Source organism: Anaerococcus vaginimassiliensis, from assembly GCF_900626155.1.
Classification (GTDB): Bacteria; Bacillota; Clostridia; order Tissierellales; family Peptoniphilaceae; genus Anaerococcus; species Anaerococcus vaginimassiliensis.
The window spans coordinates 232,053-251,713 of sequence record NZ_LR130844.1 but is presented as its reverse complement, the minus strand read 5'-3'; the positions used below and the strand labels follow the sequence as shown (position 1 = coordinate 251,713).

At 34.5% G+C, this 19,661-nt stretch carries 17 protein-coding genes and 1 rRNA gene; 16 read left to right on the top strand and 2 right to left on the bottom strand.

Features of this window, described 5'->3' with window-relative positions:
- Positions 1–46: 46 nt before the first annotated feature.
- Both E0D87_RS01445 and E0D87_RS01440 read right to left on the bottom strand, forming a co-directional pair.
- Positions 47–727 (bottom strand): hypothetical protein, encoded by a 681-nt coding sequence (locus tag E0D87_RS01445; protein ID WP_130819068.1) that lies wholly within the window; start codon positions 725–727, stop codon positions 47–49.
- Positions 712–1,197, bottom strand: a complete 486-nt coding sequence (locus E0D87_RS01440; RefSeq protein ID WP_130819067.1) for an aminoacyl-tRNA deacylase — start codon at positions 1,195–1,197, stop codon at positions 712–714. Before E0D87_RS01440 ends, E0D87_RS01445 begins: the two co-directional genes overlap by 16 nt.
- An 80-nt stretch (positions 1,198–1,277) precedes the next feature.
- Here E0D87_RS01440 and E0D87_RS01435 point away from each other — a divergent pair, with 80 nt between their 5' ends.
- The 16 genes from E0D87_RS01435 (at position 1,278) to E0D87_RS01360 (ending at position 19,655) form a co-directional block, all read left to right on the top strand.
- A complete protein-coding gene (locus E0D87_RS01435) occupies positions 1,278–2,021 on the top strand; it encodes an MBL fold metallo-hydrolase (RefSeq protein ID WP_130819066.1) in 744 nt (247 codons plus the stop codon).
- A 100-nt stretch (positions 2,022–2,121) separates the two neighbouring features.
- Entirely contained in the window at positions 2,122–2,976 is an 855-nt protein-coding gene (locus E0D87_RS01430) for a DegV family protein (RefSeq protein ID WP_130819065.1), read from the top strand.
- Positions 2,977–3,019: 43 nt separating this feature from the next.
- Complete coding sequence (locus tag E0D87_RS01425; protein ID WP_130819064.1) at positions 3,020–3,481, top strand: MarR family winged helix-turn-helix transcriptional regulator; 462 nt, start codon at positions 3,020–3,022, stop codon at positions 3,479–3,481.
- A gap of 158 nt (positions 3,482–3,639) precedes the next feature.
- Positions 3,640–4,176 (top strand): translation initiation factor IF-3, encoded by a 537-nt coding sequence (gene infC, locus E0D87_RS01420; protein ID WP_037371379.1) that lies wholly within the window; start codon positions 3,640–3,642, stop codon positions 4,174–4,176.
- Position 4,177: 1 nt separating this feature from the next.
- Positions 4,178–4,375: a 50S ribosomal protein L35 gene (gene rpmI, locus E0D87_RS01415; RefSeq protein WP_004834018.1), complete on the top strand. Its 198-nt coding sequence runs from the start codon at positions 4,178–4,180 to the stop codon at positions 4,373–4,375.
- 10 nt (positions 4,376–4,385) lie between these two features.
- Positions 4,386–4,730, top strand: a complete 345-nt coding sequence (rplT, locus tag E0D87_RS01410) for a 50S ribosomal protein L20 (RefSeq protein WP_004834042.1) — start codon at positions 4,386–4,388, stop codon at positions 4,728–4,730.
- Positions 4,731–4,736: 6 nt separating this feature from the next.
- Positions 4,737–5,462, top strand: a complete 726-nt coding sequence (locus tag E0D87_RS01405) for a TrmH family RNA methyltransferase (RefSeq protein WP_130819063.1) — start codon at positions 4,737–4,739, stop codon at positions 5,460–5,462.
- A 221-nt stretch (positions 5,463–5,683) separates the two neighbouring features.
- A complete protein-coding gene (gene pheS, locus E0D87_RS01400; RefSeq protein ID WP_004834034.1) occupies positions 5,684–6,706 on the top strand; it encodes a phenylalanine--tRNA ligase subunit alpha in 1,023 nt (340 codons plus the stop codon).
- Between the two features lie 8 nt (positions 6,707–6,714).
- Positions 6,715–9,102, top strand: a complete 2,388-nt coding sequence (pheT, locus tag E0D87_RS01395; RefSeq protein ID WP_130819062.1) for a phenylalanine--tRNA ligase subunit beta — start codon at positions 6,715–6,717, stop codon at positions 9,100–9,102.
- 9 nt (positions 9,103–9,111) lie between these two features.
- Positions 9,112–9,603, top strand: coding sequence for a cell division protein ZapA (locus E0D87_RS01390; RefSeq protein ID WP_130819061.1), 492 nt, complete (start codon positions 9,112–9,114; stop codon positions 9,601–9,603).
- The gene (locus E0D87_RS01385; protein WP_130819060.1) at positions 9,603–11,813 is read left to right on the top strand and encodes a peptidase U32 family protein; all 2,211 of its coding nucleotides are present in this window, start codon (positions 9,603–9,605) and stop codon (positions 11,811–11,813) included. Before E0D87_RS01390 ends, E0D87_RS01385 begins: the two co-directional genes overlap by 1 nt.
- Positions 11,813–14,158, top strand: a complete 2,346-nt coding sequence (locus E0D87_RS01380) for an endonuclease MutS2 (protein ID WP_130819059.1) — start codon at positions 11,813–11,815, stop codon at positions 14,156–14,158. The genes E0D87_RS01385 and E0D87_RS01380 overlap by 1 nt, the downstream gene beginning before the upstream one ends.
- A 10-nt stretch (positions 14,159–14,168) precedes the next feature.
- Positions 14,169–15,866, top strand: coding sequence for an arginine--tRNA ligase (gene argS, locus E0D87_RS01375; RefSeq protein WP_130819058.1), 1,698 nt, complete (start codon positions 14,169–14,171; stop codon positions 15,864–15,866).
- Positions 15,866–16,558, top strand: a complete 693-nt coding sequence (locus tag E0D87_RS01370; RefSeq protein ID WP_130819057.1) for a hypothetical protein — start codon at positions 15,866–15,868, stop codon at positions 16,556–16,558. Before argS ends, E0D87_RS01370 begins: the two co-directional genes overlap by 1 nt.
- A gap of 4 nt (positions 16,559–16,562) precedes the next feature.
- Entirely contained in the window at positions 16,563–17,666 is a 1,104-nt protein-coding gene (locus E0D87_RS01365) for a tetratricopeptide repeat protein (RefSeq protein ID WP_130819056.1), read from the top strand.
- Positions 17,667–18,127: 461 nt separating this feature from the next.
- Positions 18,128–19,655 (top strand): 16S ribosomal RNA (locus E0D87_RS01360).
- The last annotated feature ends 6 nt before the right edge of the window (positions 19,656–19,661 follow it).

Genomic DNA, 19,661 nt, shown 5'->3' with positions numbered 1-19,661 from the left:
CCCTACCACATGGCAGGGGTTATTTTTTATTTATACAGTACTCTAATTAATCACATGCCCTCTTAAGCTTATTTATTTTCCCATAAATAGGATCTAAGAAAAATCTTGCATCTTCATATGTTTCCATCAAACTTTCACAAAATATCAACATCCAAACTACCACATATTTGGATAAATAAAAGGCTTGGATTCCGTTAGCAAGGATTGACCTTCTGCCATTTATTACTATATCATCTCTGATTTTGGCAAAATAATCAGTAAGTTTTTCTCTATTATAATTATCTATGATTAGTTTATTTAACAAATAAGATAGAGCTAAGATATACTTATCATCTAGAGGATTCAGGGAAAAAATAATATCTCTATCTTCTGTGAGGTAGATATCTTCTTTTATTTCATTTCCTGAGTAAAATTTTCTGTAAGTATTCTCATTAAAAGAAAAAAAGTTTGGGTACAAACCATAAGAAAAGTTTGATTTATCAATTTTTTCTCTAAAATACCCAAGCTCAGACTCAGATGAGTCAAAGCAAGCTATAAATATTGGAGATAAGGTTACAAGAAGCTTCAATATCGAAATATCATCACCACAAGAGATTATAAACTTTATCTCTTTTAAAGTATCTTTATCACAAGGTTTTTCTTCTAGAGATTTCCTTAGATTTTTAGGATCTTTGTAAGAAATCTCTAGGGAATAATTCTCATAAATTTTAACTAATTTTTCTGACATATATCCGCGTATTTTCCCTTGGTAGCTTTGATGAAATCATCTGGATTAAGCTTTAGACCGTGTCCGATTTTGCCTGCGGAAACCTTGATTATATCGAAATCTTTTGCCTTGATATCGACAACTACAGGATAATCTTTTTTCATAGCAAGAGCGGTAGTTGCTCCTCTTTCATATCCTACAGTTTTCTTTAGATCTTTTAGGTGAAGCATAGATAGGCTCTTTACTCCACAGACTTTGCTCGCTTTTTTAAAATCTATGGAATCTGCGGCAGGTATTACAAAAACGAAAACTTCCTTATCTTTACTTACAGTTGCAAGGGTTTTATAGACTATGTTTACATCTTCATTTGTCTTTTTTGCAATATCGACAGCAGATGTAAACTCACCATCTAGGTCATAATCAACATGTTCATAAGATATATCTAAATTGTCTAGTATTCTCATTGCGTTAGTTTTAATTTCTTTTTTCATATTACCTTCTTTCAAAATTATTATACGATAAATTACAAATTGTAAAGATTGGGTATAAAATCTAAAGCGAGGTAGTTTGTATGAATGATGAGATAATAGTAAATTATGTGGCAGGAAGTTGCTATAATATAGAGATCGGAGACTATTTTTTGGTTTTCGATTATTATAATGGAATATTAAATGTTCCTGATGATAAGAAGACAGTTTTCCTGGCATCAAGTAAAAATGAAGGTCACTATAGCGAGGAGATTTTAAAAGTTTCAGGAATGGAGAATTTCAGCTATGTATTAAGCTCAGATATCGCCTATACTAAGGGTGATGATAACATTATTTACTTAAAAGACAATAAGCTTTCTATTGAAAATCTTAAAAATCTATACAAGGCAAAAAATGTAATTTTTCTTGAAAAAGATTCGACTTCAAAAATAAACAAAGATATAGAAATAGACACAATAAGCTATGAAAATAAGGGCATGGCCTTTGTAGTAAAGACTTATGATTTTACTATATTTTATGGGGGAGATTTATTTTTAACTGATATAGTTTTGGATAGAGATAATTTAATTTCCTATTTGTATGAGATATATGAGACTTATGATGAGATAGACTTGGCGTTTTTCCCGATACTTAAGGAAAATAGAGAGAAGAATTTTAAGAGAGCGAAAGATTTTATAGAGATTTTAAATCCGCAAATATTCTTTCCAACAAACTTTAATGAGGATAAAAAGATTAGTGAAGCTTTCCTAAATTTTCAAAAATTCGATGAAACAGACATTAGACCAGTGGGTGAAAAGAACACAGAATTTATCATAGACTTGGAATAAATCTAGGCACAGAAATAATATAAAGGTATAATTACTATATTATAATATCAAAGCAGTATATAAATTTAACCATAGATTAAAATAAATTTAAGGAGAATAGATGGAAAAAATAGCTATAATAGTTGATTCGGGAGCAGATATATCTCCCAAATTAGCAGAAGAAAAGGGAATATATTACCTTCCTTTGTATGTAAATGTCGAGGGAGAATTCCTAAGAGATAGGATAGATATAAGTCCTGAAGAATTCTACGATTATATTAAAAAGAAAAATTACCTACCAAAGACTAGTCTTCCAGCACCTTATGACGTGATAAATTTACTAGAAAAGGTAAGAGATGATGGATACAACAAGGCGATTATAATCTGTATAGGAAGCAATTTCTCAGGAACATATAACTTATGTAAGAATACCGAAGTAACAGGCATTGAAACTTTCGCCTTAGATAGTAAAAACCTAACTATGGCAGAAGGATTTCTTGCTATATATGCTAAAAAATTGGTCGATGAAGGAAAGAGTTTTGAGGAAATAAAAGACTTGTTAGAAAAATCTCGCACAAGTTCAAGAGTATTTTTCACATTAGAATCCTTCAAATATATAATAGAAGGTGGTAGAGTTCCAAAAACTTTTGGTAAATTGTCAGATGCCTTGTCTGTTAAACCACTAGTTACTGTCAATCCAGAAGATGGGAAGTTTCATCTTAAGAAATTGGTTCGTGGTGAGAAGAAAATATTGAAACAATTTTATAAAACAGCAGTAGAAAATCTCGAGGGAGCCAAAGACTATTATATGTTTATATCAAAAGGAGATGGTCTGGAGCTTGCTGATAAACTTGAGGAGAACTTAAAGGAATTTATAAGTGGAGCAAAACTTTTTATAAAAGATCAAATATCACCAACTCTAGGTGCAAATACTGGTCCAGGTCTATATGGTTTTGCTTTCTTTAGGATGGATTAAATCAATAAATACTCCTTTAAGCTAAATATTTTAGGAGATAGTTTTGAATGATAATATATTAGAAGAGATAGTAAGAAAAACGAAACTACACTTTTATAGGTCTGTGTTTAGAGAATTTGAAGATAGCGATAGGCCTTTAAGTATAGAGGATAGTATGCTTTTGGAAGTTATTGATTATTTGGATAAGCCTAGCATAAATGATCTTGTAAACTTCCTTCACATATCTCAACCTAATATGTCCTACAAGGTAAATGTTTTAGAGAAAAAAGGCTATGTAAAAAAAGTAAAGAGTGATATAGACATGAGATTTCTCCATATTGTTTTAACTGAAAAATATCTTAGTTACAAACAAAAGAAAAACGAATTTACAAAAGATGCCATGACTAGGGCAGAAGAAAAACTTAATCAAGAAGAAATAGAAAATCTTTATCACAGCCTCTACTTAGTTGATGGGGTTTTGGGTGAAAAGCTAGAAGAATATCTAAAAGATTATAAGGGCAAATAACACTTGACAAATTAAAGTTTAGATAGTAATATAGATGACATAGACAACAAAGAAGTACCCAACTCACCTGCCGACTAGAGTTTGTAGGTTAATAATTTTTAATTAAGATTTAATTATAAATTCGAAACGGGTACTTTGTGCCCGCTTTTTTTATGTGAATACATGGAGGTATACTTATAAAAGATTTAAGAATCAACGAAGAAATTAGAGCGAAACAAGTAAGACTGATTGATGAAAATGGTAACCAAGTAGGAATAGTTGACTACAACGAAGCTTTGGATATGGCTTATGATAGAAAACTAGACTTAGTTTTGATGAGTCCTAAGGCAAAACCACCTGTTACTAGAATCATGGATTACGGTAAGTTCAAATACGATCAAGAGAAAAAAGAAAAAGAAAATAGAAAAAAACAAAAAAATGCTCAACTAAAAGAAACAAGATTTTCTCTTAATATAGAAGACAATGACTTGCAAACAAAGGCAAATCAAAGCAAAAAATTCTTAAATAACGGGGATAAAGTAAAAGTTTCTATAAGATTTCGTGGTAGAGAGCTTGGTAGAAAAGAACCAGGTTATGAGTTAATGGATAAGTTTAAGACAATGCTAGGAGATAGCTACAAGGTAACTAAAAAACCAAAGATGGAAGGTAGATCTCTAGTAATGTTCTTAGAACCAAATGATGAAAAAGGAGAGTAATATGGCAAAGAAAAATAAAACAAGAAGAGCTGCAGTTAAGAGATTCAAAGTTACAGGCAGCGGAAAAGTAATGAGAAGAAAAGCTTACAAAGGCCACTTAACAGCTAAAAAATCACCAAACAGAAAAAGAAGACTAAGAAAAGCAACAGTCGTTTCTTCAACTGAATTAAAGAACGTTAAAAACATGATAGGCGCATAGGAGGATATAGATGGCAAGAGTAAAAAGAGCAGTAAACGCAAAAAAAAGACACAAAAAAGTATTAAAACAAGCTAAAGGATACTACGGTTCAAAGAGCCTTCTATTCAGAACTGCAAACCAAGCAGTAATGAAATCACTTAACTATGCTTATATCGGAAGAAAACACAGAAAAAGAGATTTCAGAAAACTTTGGATTGCAAGAATCAACGCAGCTGCAAGACTTAACGGAACAACATATTCTAAACTTATGGGCGGCCTAAAGAAAGCTAACATCGACATCAACAGAAAGATGCTTGCTGAACTTGCAGTAAACAACCCAGAAGAATTTGCTAAATTAGTAGAACTTGCAAAATAATAAATAATGGTAATTAATTCGGTATCCAACCAGAAATTTAAGTTAATAAACAAACTTAGACAAAAGAAATATCGAGATAAGGAAAACTCATTTGTAATAGAATCTAGAAAATTGGTAGGTGAGGCTATTAGCTCATCTATCGATATAGATTTTATTTTCCTAGAAGATGGAGTAGACTTTGAAACTGATTTACCAGTTGTAGTTTTTGATAAGAGTCTATATAGAAAGATAACTGAGCTAAAATCTCCTGATGGAATAGGAGCAGTTGTCAAAAAGAAAAAAGCTAAAAATATAAGTTCTAAAAATATACTTCTTTTAGATCACATTAACGATCCTGGAAATATGGGAACTATGATTAGGTCAGCTGAAGCCTTTGGATTTTCTGATATAATACTAACTAAGGGATGTGTAGATATCTACAACGAAAAAAGCCTCAGGGCGTCCATGGGATCAGTATTCAGACTAAATATTCTAGAATATAGTTATGATGAAATAAGAGAGTTGAAAAAAACTTATAAGTTAATAGCAAGCGATATGCACGGTATAGATATAAGAAGCTATGATAGGTCAAATGATAGTTTGATTCTTGCTATTGGAAATGAAGCCAACGGTCTAAGCGATGACATTAGAAAGCTTAGCGATGATTTTGTTAAAATTTCCATGCAAGGTGAAATAGAATCTTTAAATGCTGCCATTGCAGCAAGCATTATGATGAATACACTACACTTATGATTCGGAAAGACTTTAGTTATTCTTATACAGCAAATTAGGGATGTTGAGAGCCTTTTAAGTTACGATTAGAGATATTCACCGATGAAGTTTGAGATGAAATTAGTAATCGATACGTTTAAGCTTACGTTAAAGCAATGAGTGGGTTTACTTGTAAACCAATTAAGGTGGTACCGCAGATATATCTGTCCTTTAGAGGGCGGATTTTTTTATTTGGAGGAAAAATGGAAGAGAATTTAAAAAAAGTTTTAGAAACTTTTAAAAATGAAGTAAAGGCAAGTGGGTCTCTAGAAGATCTTGAGAAGTTGAGAATAAAATATTTAGGGAAAAAAGGTGAGATTACAAGCCTTAAAAAATCTATAGCTAAACTTCCTAATGAGGAAAAACCTATGGCAGGCAAATTGATCAACCAAACTAGTGGTGAGATTGAAAAAGCTTTAGGTCAAAAAAGAGAAGAAATTCAAAAAAAATTATTAGAAGAAAAAGTTAAGGCAGAAAAAATAGACGTAACAGCTCACTTTGATAAGTACGAGTCAGGACACTTGGCAGTTATAAATCAAACTATGGAAGAGCTAGAATCAATTTTTCAAAACATGGGATTTGATGTAGTAGAAGGCCCAGAAGTTGATACAGTGAAGTTTGTATTTGATGATCTAAACTCACCAGAAGACCACCCAGCAAGGTCTACATCTGATACTTTCTATATAGACGAAGATGTTCTCCTTCGTCCTCATACTTCAAGCATGCAAATCAGGGTAATGAATGAAGGAAAACTTCCAATAAAGATGGTATCAGCCGGAAGAGTATTTAGAAATGATGAGGTAGATGCGACTCACTCACCAATGTTCCACCAATTGGAATGCTTAGTAGTAGATGAAAATGTATCTATGGCAAACCTTAAATCAACCCTAGAAACCTTTATCAAAGAAATGTTCGGTGATGAAATGAATCTAAGATATCGTCCTCACCACTTCCCATTTACAGAACCATCTCTTGAGGTAGACGTAACTTGTCCTAGATGTAAGGGAGAAGGCTGCCCATCTTGTGGAAATACTGGCTGGTCAATGGAGCTTTTAGGTGGAGGCATGGTTCATCCAAAAGTTCTTGAGGCTTGTGGAATAGATAGCGAAAAATACACAGGTTTTGCCTTTGGTCTTGGAGTAGATAGAATTGCCATGGTAAAATATGGCCTCGACGATATTAGACTTCTCTATGACAATGACAAGAGATTTATGGAACAATTCTAGGAGGAAATATGTTAGTACCTTTAATTTGGCAAGAAGATTATTTAAAATTAGATAAAGACCTAAAGAATATTACAGATAGACTTTCTGAGACAGGATCTCACGTTGAAGAAGTAACAATTCATACAAGTAAGCTTGACGGAGTTGTAGTTGGCCATGTTCTAAGCCAAGAAAAACATCCAGATGCAGATAGGCTTCAGGTTTTAAAGATAGATGTAGGAGAAAATGAGCCAATTACAATCATAACCAACGCCAAAAATACCAAGGCTGGAGATGATCTTTTAGTTATTACATCAGGTACAAAGCTTGATGATGGAACAGTTATAGAAGACCATGATTTCTTTGGCATAGTATCTCAAGGTATGCTTACTTCTTATAGTGAGCTTGGTTATGATGATTCAGTTATTCCAAAAGAATTTAGAGATGGGGTAATAGTTCTAGAAGGAGAATATAAGCCAGGAACAAATGCGAGCGAAGTTTTGTACTCAAACACTCCAGTTATAGAATATGAGATAACTCCAAACAGGCCAGACTGCCTTTCAATAATCGGTATGGCAAGGGAAAGTGCGGCAAGTTTTAATGATAAGATAACTTATCCTAACCTAGAATTTGATACAAATAGCGAGGATATCAAAGATTACTTTAAGGGAGTTACTATAGAAAGTGAGAATTGCAATCACTTTGTAGCAAGAGTTGCAAAGGATGTAAAAATTGGCAAATCTCCTCAATGGCTCCAAAATTATCTAATGCTTGCTGGCATGAGACCAATTAATAACATAGTAGATATTACAAACTTTGTAATGCTAGAAACAGGTCAACCCCTTCACGCTTATGATTTGGATAAGCTTTGTGATAAGAAAATAATCGTAAGAGATGCAAAAGAGGGCGAAGTACTTAAAACTCTAGATGGAGTAGATAGAAAGCTTGATCCTTCTATGCTAGTTATAGCTGATGGCAAAGAGGCAATTGGACTTGCTGGAATCATGGGTGGAGAAGATAGCGAAGTAACACATGAAACTACAAATATCCTCCTAGAAGCTGCAAACTTTGATGCATCAAACATTAGAAAATCTTCCAAGACCTTGGGTCTTAGAAGCGAAGCAAGTAGCCGTTTTGAAAAGGGTCTACCTATAGAAATGGCAGATTTTGCCTCAAAAAGAGCTATGAAACTGATAGCTGATTTGGGCATAGGAGAAGTAGTGGGAGGTCTTTTCGATGAGGGCGAAAGCTTAAGAGAAGAAAAAACTGTTGACCTAAGACTTAAAAGATTAAATATGCTTACAGGAGTAGACTTTACTCTAGATCAAGCCATAGAAAACTTAGAGCTTTTAGAGTTTGAAGTAGAAAAATTAGACGATGAAACTCTTAGAGCAAAGGTTCCTTTTTTTAGAAGCGATATCGAAATGGAAGCAGACCTAATTGAAGAAGTTGTTAGACTTTTCGGTATGGGAAACATCGAAAATAAACCACTAGTATCAAGCCTAAAGAGAGGAGAAAGATCTAAGAAAAGACTTTTAAGAGATGATCTAAAACATAAGCTTGTAGGTCAAAAGTTCTCAGAACTTGCAACTTATTCATTTATTTCTCCAAGAGAATATGATAGATTAAAGGTAGAAGAAGATTCTAAACTTAGAGATTATATAAAACTTATAAATCCACTAGGTGAAGACTACTCTGTAATGAGAACTACTCAAATCCCATCCATGCTTGATGTGATTGGAAAAAATATCAAGTACGGTCAAAAGGACATGAGATTTTTTGAATTAGATAGGACTTTTGAGAAAACTGATGGTAAACTACCAAGAGAAAATATGACCCTAACCATGGGACTTTTCGGAGATTATACTTTCTACGATCTAAAAGATTTCTTCACAGAAGCCATGAGAGGAGTAGGTTTTACAGGATTTAGCTTTAAGGCTAATGAAGATGTATATGCCTTTCACGCTGGAAGATGTGCAGATATTTATTTAAATGATGAGAAAATTGGTATCATGGGAGAAATCTCCTATGAAATTAGGGATGAATATGAAATAGAAAAAGGCTGTTTGATCCTTGAAATAAACTTAGCGAAGATTGAAGATGAGAGAGTAATAGATAGGAAATATAAATCTATAGGAAAATATCCGGCCATAGAAAGAGACTATTCTTTTGTAACAGATAGAAATCTAGAATCTAGCATCATTGAGGCAATCATAAATGAAAATGGGTCAGGCCTTGTAGATGATATCAAGCTATTTGATATCTATACAGGTGAGCATATAGAAGATGACAAGAAATCTGTTTCTTATAAAGTTTTATACAGGTCAAACGATAGAACCTTGAAAGATAAGGATGTTTCTGGAATCGAAAAGAAGATTCTAGAAGAATTAGAGAAAAAAGACATAGTTTTACGTAGTTAGGAGTAATTATTGAGCGAATATAAAGTTGACGTCGTAATTGACGGCAAAAATTACACCCTTGTTACTAAGGAAGCTAAAGAAAATATAAAAGATATAGTAGAAATATTTGATAGAAAAATTCAAGAAGTAAAATCTGACAGGCTCACTTTCGATAGACAGCTAATACTTGCTGGAGTAAACATAACAGACGATTTGTTTAAATTAGCTAAGGACTATAACAAGCTCAAAGAAGAGACCAAGGAGCCTTTAGACAAATATCCTATAGTGAAAGAAGAAGTCTCAAATCTAAGATTGGAAAATGAAGATTTGCTTATAGAAAATGCTTCTAATAAAGAAAAAATCGCAAGTCTTGAAGAAGAGAAAGACGACCTAAAGAAGAGATTAGACAAGCACAAAAACTCAGAGGATACTATAGAAAAACTCAAAAACGAAGTTAAAAGACTCCAAGTTCATGTTATGGATCTAACCAAGGAAAATGATACATTGAAAGGAAATCTTTGATGGGTAAGGCAGAAATTCTAGCTCCAGTTGGAAATGAGAAAATGCTTGAGGCAGGTCTTGCTGCTGGAGCGGACTCTTTTTACATGGCTGTGGATGATTTTGGAGCAAGAGCCTACGCCAAGAATTTCGATATAGATAATGTTTGCCAATATATAGACTTGATTCATCTATTTGGCAAGAAAGTATTCGTTACTATGAATATCCTAATTAAGGATAATGAAATTGAAAAGGCCGTATCCTATGCAAAAAAACTTTACGAATATGGAGTAGATGCTCTAATCATCCAAGACCTTGGATTTTTCACCTTATTAAAGAAAAAAGTACCTGGACTTGACCTTCATGCATCAACTCAGATGGCTGTTAGAGATTATTATGGAGCAAAGGCTATGATGGAACTCGGTTTTGATAGGGTCGTTATAGCTCGTGAAACTCCAATCGAAGAGCTTAGAAAAATTGCAAGTCTACCTGTAGAAAAGGAAGTCTTTATGCATGGGTCCTTGTGTGTGTCCTATTCGGGAGAATGTTTGATGAGCTCTTATTTTGGAGCTCGTTCTGCCAACAGGGGTAGATGTGCAGGAATCTGTAGACAAAAGTACGAACTTATTTCTGACGGGAAAAGCCTTGGTAAAGATTATTTTCTAAACATGAAAGATCTAAACGTAATTGATGAGCTTGATGATCTTTTAGATATTGGAATAGATTGCCTAAAGATAGAAGGTAGGATGAAAACACCTGAGTATGTCTTTACTTCTGTAAAAAACTATAGGCAAAAAATTGATAATTTAACATATGATAAAGAAAACCTAAGAGATATTTCAAACAGAGGTTATACCAAAGGTTTTATATTTGGACAAAATAAAGACTACATCAGTTTAGAAAAAGATAACAAACATAGATCTTTGGGCAAAGTGGATAAAGATAAGAAGGGGAAATTCTTTATAAGCGATTCAGACTTAGTCCTAGGAGATAATCTCGAGGTTACAACTGATAAAAATAAGAAATTGCCTTTCACTACGACTAAGTCATATAAGAAAAATACTAAGATTTACTTAGACAATTATAAGGACGCAAAGCTAGGTTCAGATGTTCTTATGCTAAATTCACCTAGGATTACATCTGATTTGGACAAGGGCCTAAGTGATTACAAGAATCTTCCTATAGATATCAAATTTGTAGGTCACATGAGTGATTATCCAAAACTTTACTTAAGCTATGGAGACAATAAAGCAGTTTACCAACTAGAAAATCCCCTAGAAGAAGCTAAAAATATATCAATCACGGAAGAAGACATTAGGGCAAACTTGTCTAAATTTGGAGATGAAATATTTTCTCCAAATCATATCGAAATAGATATGGATAGCAATATATTTATTAAAAAAAAGGATATTAACAAACTAAGAAGATCTGGAGTAGAGAAACTAAAAGAAGAAATCTTAAAAACTTACCACAGAGATCCTGTAGATATTCCAATAGAGACAATAAACCTAGACAAAGGTCATGATAGAGAAGTTAATATTGAACTAAAAACGACATATGTAAGCCCAGAAAAGCTTAAGGATTTTGACAATGTATATATAAATCAATACGATGACAAGTATAAGGGACTTTCCCTATACCTAAACCTTCCTTCCCATATGGATTACAAGATAGATGAGCTAATTAAATTTATCAAGGATAAGGGAATAAAGGGTGTTGTTTTCAACAACTATAGAGATCTAAACTTTGTAAGTGATTTTAGGGAAAATAACATCAAGATTAGGATAGGAAGGTACTTAAATGTATTTAATAGATTTACCTACAAGTTCTACCAAGATTTTGCTGAAATGATATCATCATCTGTTGAAGAAACTTTCGCATCTATTAACGAAAACTCTGAAAATTTCCCAATTGAGATTTTAGCTTATGGTAGGATTGAGCTTATGAATATGAGGCATTGTCCGTTTTCAGTGATTAAAAAATGTGGACTAGTAGGATGTGAAACTTGTAGATTTAACTCTGCCGAAATGATAAATGAGAGCGAAAACAGACTTAAGATTATAAGAAACGAAGGATTATCTGTTATATATCCTAATAAGGCAAGCAAGGTAGATAAGGAAAAATTATCTCAAAAAGTTTCCCTCCTAGTTTCTGCCTTTGATGATAAGGATATTGACGAGTTTTACAAGAGTAAAGAAATAGACAATCTGAATTATGATAGAGGTGTTATTTGATGCAAGAAAAAACTTTAGAAGTTTTAGAATATGGAAAAATTTTAGATAAACTAGCAGGATACGCTAGGTCAAGCTTGATCAAAGAACAAATCCACGACCTAAGACCGTCCACAGATACTTATTATATCAAAAGAGAGCTGGAATATGCGGCTAGCATGGAAAAGGTCATTAGGAAAAATGGAAATATAGATCTATTTGGTCTGTATGATTTAAGTGAGATTGTAAATTATATTAGAAAAAATGGAATCCTAGATCCAGCTGACTTAATAAAAGTTTTGGATCTGCTTAGAGTGTCAAGTTACCTAACAGACTATGGAGAAAATATCGAAGATCCTCTTATAAAAGATATTTTTGCTAGGATTTCTACAAATGATTTTCTTAAAAATGAAATAGATAGATCAATTATAAATGAAGAAGAAATTGCAGACAATGCCTCTCAAACTCTTAGAAATATTAGAAGGCAGAAGCAAAGGAAAGAAAATGATATTAGGATTAAACTAAACTCTTATATTTCTTCGTCCAAATACGAGGACGCCCTCCAAGATAAGGTTGTATCTGTTAGAGACGGAAGATTTGTAGTTCCAGTTAAAACTAACAAGAGATCAGTAATAGGAGGTATTGTCCACGACAAATCATCATCAGGCAACACCTTATTTATAGAGCCTGCCGCAATAGTTGAGCTTAACAACCAACTAAGAGATCTTGAAATAAAGGAAGAAGAAGAGATTAGAAAAATTCTTGATAGACTTTCAAGACTTGCTCAAGCTTTTGATGTAGAACTTTTGGAAAACCAAAAACTTATAGCAAGGGTTGACTTTCTTCAGGCCAAGGCAAAATTTGCCCTTGAAAATGAGATGAGCCTACCAATTGTAAGTGATGAGAAAATCCTCGATATAAAGGAGGCTAGACATCCTCTCCTATCTGGAAAGGTTGTGCCTATAGATGTTAAAATTGGCGGAAGCTATACAACTCTTATAATTACAGGTCCAAATACAGGTGGTAAAACTGTTAGTCTAAAGACAGTGGGACTTATATCTGCCATGGCTCAAACTGGCTTATTTATTCCGGCTGACGAAGGTAGCAGGGTTTCAGTCTTTGACGATATATTTGTAGATATAGGAGATACTCAATCAATAGAGATGAGTCTTTCTACATTTTCTGCATCCCTTACAAATATTGTAGAAATCTTGAAAAAGGCTACAGCTAAGTCCTTGGTTTTGTTAGATGAAATTGGTTCGGGAACAGATCCTGTCGAAGGAGCTGCTCTTGCTATATCTATTTTAAATTCACTAACAAAAAAAGAAGTTATGACCTTTACCACAACTCACTACAGTGAACTGAAATATTACGCTGTAGAAACATCAGGGGTCATGAATGCATCAGTAGAGTTTGATGTCGATACTCTTTCTCCAACTTATAAGCTCGAAATAGGGACACCAGGTAAGTCTAACGCCTTTGAAATATCAAAAAGACTGGGTCTACCTATAGAGATTTTAAAAAATGCTAAGGATTTAATTGGTGAAGATAATAGAAATATCAACAAAATTTTAGAAGAAATCGAAGAAGATAAGAAAGAGATTGAGAGTAAAAACAAGGAAATTGACGATTACAAGAAAGAAATCGCAAGAATAAGAAACGAACTTAAAGAAAAGTCAAAAAGTCTTTCACGAAAAGAAGAAGATATTATTAGAGAGGCTGAGGATAAGGCAAATAAAATTCTTGATAAGGCCAACAAGAGAAGCCAAGACATGCTAAAAGAAGCCAAAAAATCAAGAAATGCCAATACTTCTGACATAGATAGGTCCTTAAATAAAATCCGTACCAATTACAAGGAAGCTAGATTTGAAAGACAAGGTGAAAATCTGAGTCTAAAACAGTCTAAAAATGCACCTAAGACTCTAAAAGTAGGAGATATGGTTCTTATAGCGGGTCTTAACGAAGAAGCAGAAGTAATAGAGGCTCCAGACCACAAGGGTAATATCAAAGTTCAGATGGGAATCCTAAAGATGGATTCAAATATAAAAAATGTTACAAAAATTAAAGCTGACAATCAAACAGAAAAAAACATCACCAAGGTGTATAATACTAAAAAAGCCATGCACATATCTCCAACTCTTGATCTTAGGGGACAAAGATATGATGAGGCTATGAGAAACCTAGATAAGTATTTGGACGATGCCATGCTTGCTGGTCTTTCCAAGGCGAAAATCATTCACGGAAAGGGAACAGGAGCTTTGATAAAGGGCGTTGGCGAAATACTTGAAGGTGATAGAAGAATTAGTGATTTCAGATTCGGCGATGATAAAGAAGGCGGATATGGAGTAACTATCGTAACATTTGGATAAGAGAGGTAAAATGACAGACTTTAAAGAAATAATAGCAAAAGAAATTGAAAATAAAGATATAGGCTTAAGTTTTGAGGAAATCTATAAACTAATAGAAATACCACCACAAGATAATATGGGTGATTTCTCTTTTCCTTGCTTTACATTAGCAAAGACCATGAGGAAAAATCCTGCCATAATTGCCAAAGATTTGGCAGAAACCTTAGAGATTGAAGGAATTTCCAAGGTAGAAAACCTCAATGCCTATCTTAACTTTTTCCTTGATAGGGATAAGTTTGAGACAGGTGTCTTAAATGAAATACTAGAGAAAAAAGAAGATTATGGAAAAAGCAATATCGGAGAAGGAAAGACTAGGATAGTTGAATTTTCATCTGTAAATATTGCCAAACCCTTTCACATTGGCCACATTCGTTCAACTGTAATAGGAGATGCCCTTAGAAATATCCATGAGTTTTTAGGTTATGAAACTGTTGCTAGTAACTATATAGGAGATTATGGAACTCAGTTTGGAACAATGATTGCAGCCTACAAGCTATGGGGCGATGATGATAAGCTCAGAGAAAATCCAATCAAAGAACTCCTAAACCTCTATGTTAGATATAACGATGAGGCAAGCAAAGATGAGAAGATGATGGAAGATGCCAGAGAAGAATTTAGAAATCTCGAAAATGGTGAGAAGGAAGCTGTAAGACTTTGGTCATGGTTTAAGGAAATATCATTCAACGAATTTGATAGAGTTTACAAACTATTAGATATTGACTTTGACAACTACAACGGAGAAGCTTATCACTCAGAGTTTATCCCAGCTGTAATAGAAGAGTTAAAGAAAAAAAATCTACTATTAGAATCAGAGGGAGCTTATATCATAGACTTAAGCGATAATGATCTTCCACCTTCAATTATTATCAAGTCAAACGGATCATCAGCCTACATCACAAGAGATATAGCGACAGCTATTAACAGAAAAAAAGTGTACGATTTTGATGAGAACCTATATGTAGTAGCTACTCAACAAAATCTTCATTTCCAACAACTTAAGGCAATCCTAGAAAAAATGGGCTATGATTTTTATAAGGAATGTATCCATGTTCCTTTTGGAATGGTAAGCCTAAAAGATCAAACCCTATCTACAAGAAAGGGTCAGGTTGTATTCTTAGAAGATGTATTAAACAAAGCGATTGACAAGACAAAAGAAATCATGGAAACAAGAGACAGCCAAATAGAAGATGTAGAAGAAACTTCTAAGATAGTTGGTATCGGCGCTGTCAAATTCCAAGAATTATACAACAACAGAATAAAAGACTATGTTTTCGACTGGGACGAGGTATTAAACTTCGACGGAGAAACTGGTCCATATGTTCAATATACCTACGCCAGAGCTAAATCAGTTCTAAGAAAAGCTGATTTTTCTGAGGTTAAAACAAAAGATTTCACCAAAATTTCAAGCGATGAAGAATTTGCTCTAGTTAAATCCTTAGCTAACTTCAAGGATGTTGTTATAAAAGCTTGCGAAAAATACGAGCCATCACTTATAACAAGACACACAACAGAAATAGCTAAAAATTTCAACAAATTCTACAATGCTTTCCAAATCAACGTAGACGATGACAAACTAAAAGAAGAAAGACTAGCCTTAACATATGCTACATCAATAGTTATAAAGACAGCCCTAGGACTCTTGGGTATAAAAACTGTGGAGCAAATGTAATGGATAGATTAAAGGATTTTCACCAAGTATGCTCCCACTCTTTTAAGAAGACTATAGAAAAGACGAGCAAATCATACTTGGCTTTAGCCTTTATTTTTCTAAGTCTACTCTTAGAAAATAATAATGTATTAAATATAGGGATTGTTGGAAACCTAAGCGGACTAATAAGCTACTTATTAGATGTTTTAGTCTTATGCTTTGTAGTTCAAGCTTTAAAATCTGTAGTTTTGTATGGTAATTCAGGCAAAAACTCCATAGCAAGTTCCATAAATATGTTCTTCCAACCCTTATTATCTACAATGTTTTACCTATATATTGTAAACTTATTTGTAGATATCTTGGTGATGGGGGCAGACTCCAAGGGACAATTTATAGTTAAATTTATTGTAAGACTTTTAACTTCAGCCTTGCTAGAAGAAGTCTATATTGGAAATAGACATGGTCTAAATGCACTTACTTCATCAGTTAAATTTGTAATAGACAACCTACTAACCTATGGTTTATGTGCATGTATATTTTTGGCTATAGAAAGTGTTGTATCAATCAAACTTCAAACAAGCTTAGGAAACAATGCCCTTATTTTAACCCTACTTGTAGCTCTAATTCATACATTCTTCTGTATCTTTAGGGGACATTTGTTCAAATATACGGATGAGCACCCTTACAGACAAAGAAAATTTATGAGAGGATAAATTAGTGAAACTAGACAATTATTTTAGACAATTTGTAGAAAAACTAGGATATATAGACCTAAAAGAAGATGCATCATACGACTTGTTAGGTGATTTGCCTCTACCAATCTATCTCGATGATATGAAAAAAGGACTAGTAAGTGGAGATATGGAAAACAAGATCAACCTCGACCTAATCCTTCAAGGTATGCTAATTAATATTGGGGCAGACCAAGACTTTCTCCACAATTACGAGTATATCAATGTACTAAATCATTATATAAAAGATATAACTCACTTTTCATCATCCAATGCAATTGAAGCCATGGATTATGATTATGACAAGGCACTTCTCTTACTAAGAGGTGGTTATATCCTAAATCCAATGGATAGATATAATTCCTACAATTATGCAAGACTACTCTGGCCGATGGCATACAAGGAAGAGATTAAAGAAAAAGAAAAAGACGATTTCGTTAGGGAAGCCCTAAGGATATTACAAGAAATAATTACAGCAAACGATGAATTTGCCATTGCCTACTACGAACTTGGTAATATTTACTCTAATATAGGAGAATATCTTAAAGCTAGAAACTATTATAACAATGCACTTAGAAGAACAGACTCTGAGACTGCCAAAGAAGAAGTTAGAGAAAAACTAGCTGAAATAAACGATAATGCCGAGATAGAAGAAGCCTTATACTATATTGGAAAGAGCAATTATAACGAAGCTGTGATGAAACTAACAGGGATTCTATCACAAAGAAAAAGAGCAGATGCCTACTATTATTTGGGGGTTGCCTACCAAAATTTAGCTCAATATGAAAACTCAATCATGGCTTTTCAAAATGGAATAAATGAAGGAGCAGACTTTAGAGAAGCTTATAACGATTATGCGATAAGCCTATATATGAACAAAGAAGTAGAAAAAGCTCTAACAGTAATCCAAGAAGGTCTAAAGAAATATCCAGAAGATCCAAGACTAACATATAATAAAATACAAATAAACCTTAGCCTTGGAAATATAAAACAAGCCAAAGATGATATAGATAACCTTCTAACTTATGATGACTTAACAGAAGAAATCATAACTAATCTAAATATCTTGAAGAATCAATTTAATATATAAGCTAGAAAGACCCGCCAAAGTAAAGGCGGTCTTTTTTCTATAAAAAAATTTGACAAAAGAAAAGTAAGGGTGTAATATATAAATTGTCATTGCAAGAGCAGTCGAGCAAAAAGTAAAGAATTAATAAAAAAATTCAAAAAAAGCTTGACAAACAAAAAATACTGTGGTACTATGTAATAGTCAACGCGGTAAGCGAATGACATGAACCTTAACAAATTAATATCAACGATCTATATAACTTTTAAGTTATATAAGATATAAACGAAAACAACTAATAACCTTTAGTTAATTTCTTTATATAACAATGATTCTTATTTAGAAAATAAGGACAAAATTTAAATCACGCATCAGACAAAAGTCAGATGTAAATGAAAGAGTCAGAATTAGCCTGTCCGGCTCCTAGAGGACCCTCCACGGAGTGGTCGAGGACGAAGGACGAGGAAAGATTCTCATAACAAACTATATATGAGAGTTTGATCCTGGCTCAGGATAAACGCTGGCGGCGTGCATAACACATGCAAGTCGAACGATGAAATTTTTTATGAATTCTTCGGAATGATTAAAAATGGATTAGTGGCGGACGGGTGAGTAACGCGTGAGTAACCTGCCTTGTACAAGGGGATAGCCGTTGGAAACGACGAATAATACCCTATGACATCAAATAATCGCATGATAATTTGATCAAAGATTTATCGGTATAAGATGGACTCGCGTCTGATTAGCTAGTTGGTAGGGTAAAAGCCTACCAAGGCGACGATCAGTAGCCGGCTTGAGAGAGTGTACGGCCACATTGGGACTGAGACACGGCCCAGACTCCTACGGGAGGCAGCAGTGGGGAATTTTGCACAATGGGGGAAACCCTGATGCAGCGACGCCGCGTGATTTAGAAGGCCTTCGGGTTGTAAAAATCTTTTGTATGGGAAGAAAATGACAGTACCATACGAATAAGGACCGGCTAATTACGTGCCAGCAGCCGCGGTAATACGTAAGGTCCGAGCGTTGTCCGGAATCATTGGGCGTAAAGGGTACGTAGGCGGATAAGCAAGTTAGAAGTTAAATCCTATAGCTCAACTATAGCAAGCTTTTAAAACTGCTCATCTTGAGGTATGGAAGGGAAAGTGGAATTCCTAGTGTAGCGGTGAAATGCGCAGATATTAGGAGGAATACCGGTGGCGAAGGCGACTTTCTGGCCATAAACTGACGCTGAGGTACGAAAGCGTGGGTAGCAAACAGGATTAGATACCCTGGTAGTCCACGCCGTAAACGATGAGTGTTAGGTGTCTGGAATAATCTGGGTGCCGCAGCTAACGCATTAAACACTCCGCCTGGGGAGTACGCACGCAAGTGTGAAACTCAAAGGAATTGACGGGGACCCGCACAAGCAGCGGAGCATGTGGTTTAATTCGACGCAACGCGAAGAACCTTACCAAGTCTTGACATAATACGGAAGCTTTTAGAGATAAGAGCCTACATCTTCGGATGACTGTATTACAGGTGGTGCATGGTTGTCGTCAGCTCGTGTCGTGAGATGTTGGGTTAAGTCCCATAACGAGCGCAACCCCTATTGTTAGTTACCATCATTAAGTTGGGGACTCTAGCAATACTGCCGGTGATAAACCGGAGGAAGGTGGGGATGACGTCAAATCATCATGCCCTTTATGACTTGGGCTACACACGTGCTACAATGGCAGGTACAGAGGGTTGCGAAACTGTGAAGTCAAGCGAAACTCAAAAAGCCTGTCCCAGTTCGGATTGCACTCTGCAACTCGAGTGCATGAAGTTGGAGTTGCTAGTAATCGTGGATCAGAATGCCGCGGTGAATGCGTTCCCGGGTCTTGTACACACCGCCCGTCACACCATGGAAGTTGGCAATACCCGAAGCCTGTGAGCTAACCTTTTAGGAAGCAGCAGTCGAAGGTAGGGTCAGTAACTGGGGTGAAGTCGTAACAAGGTAGCCGTATCGGAAGGTGCGGCTGGATCACCTCCTTTCTAAGG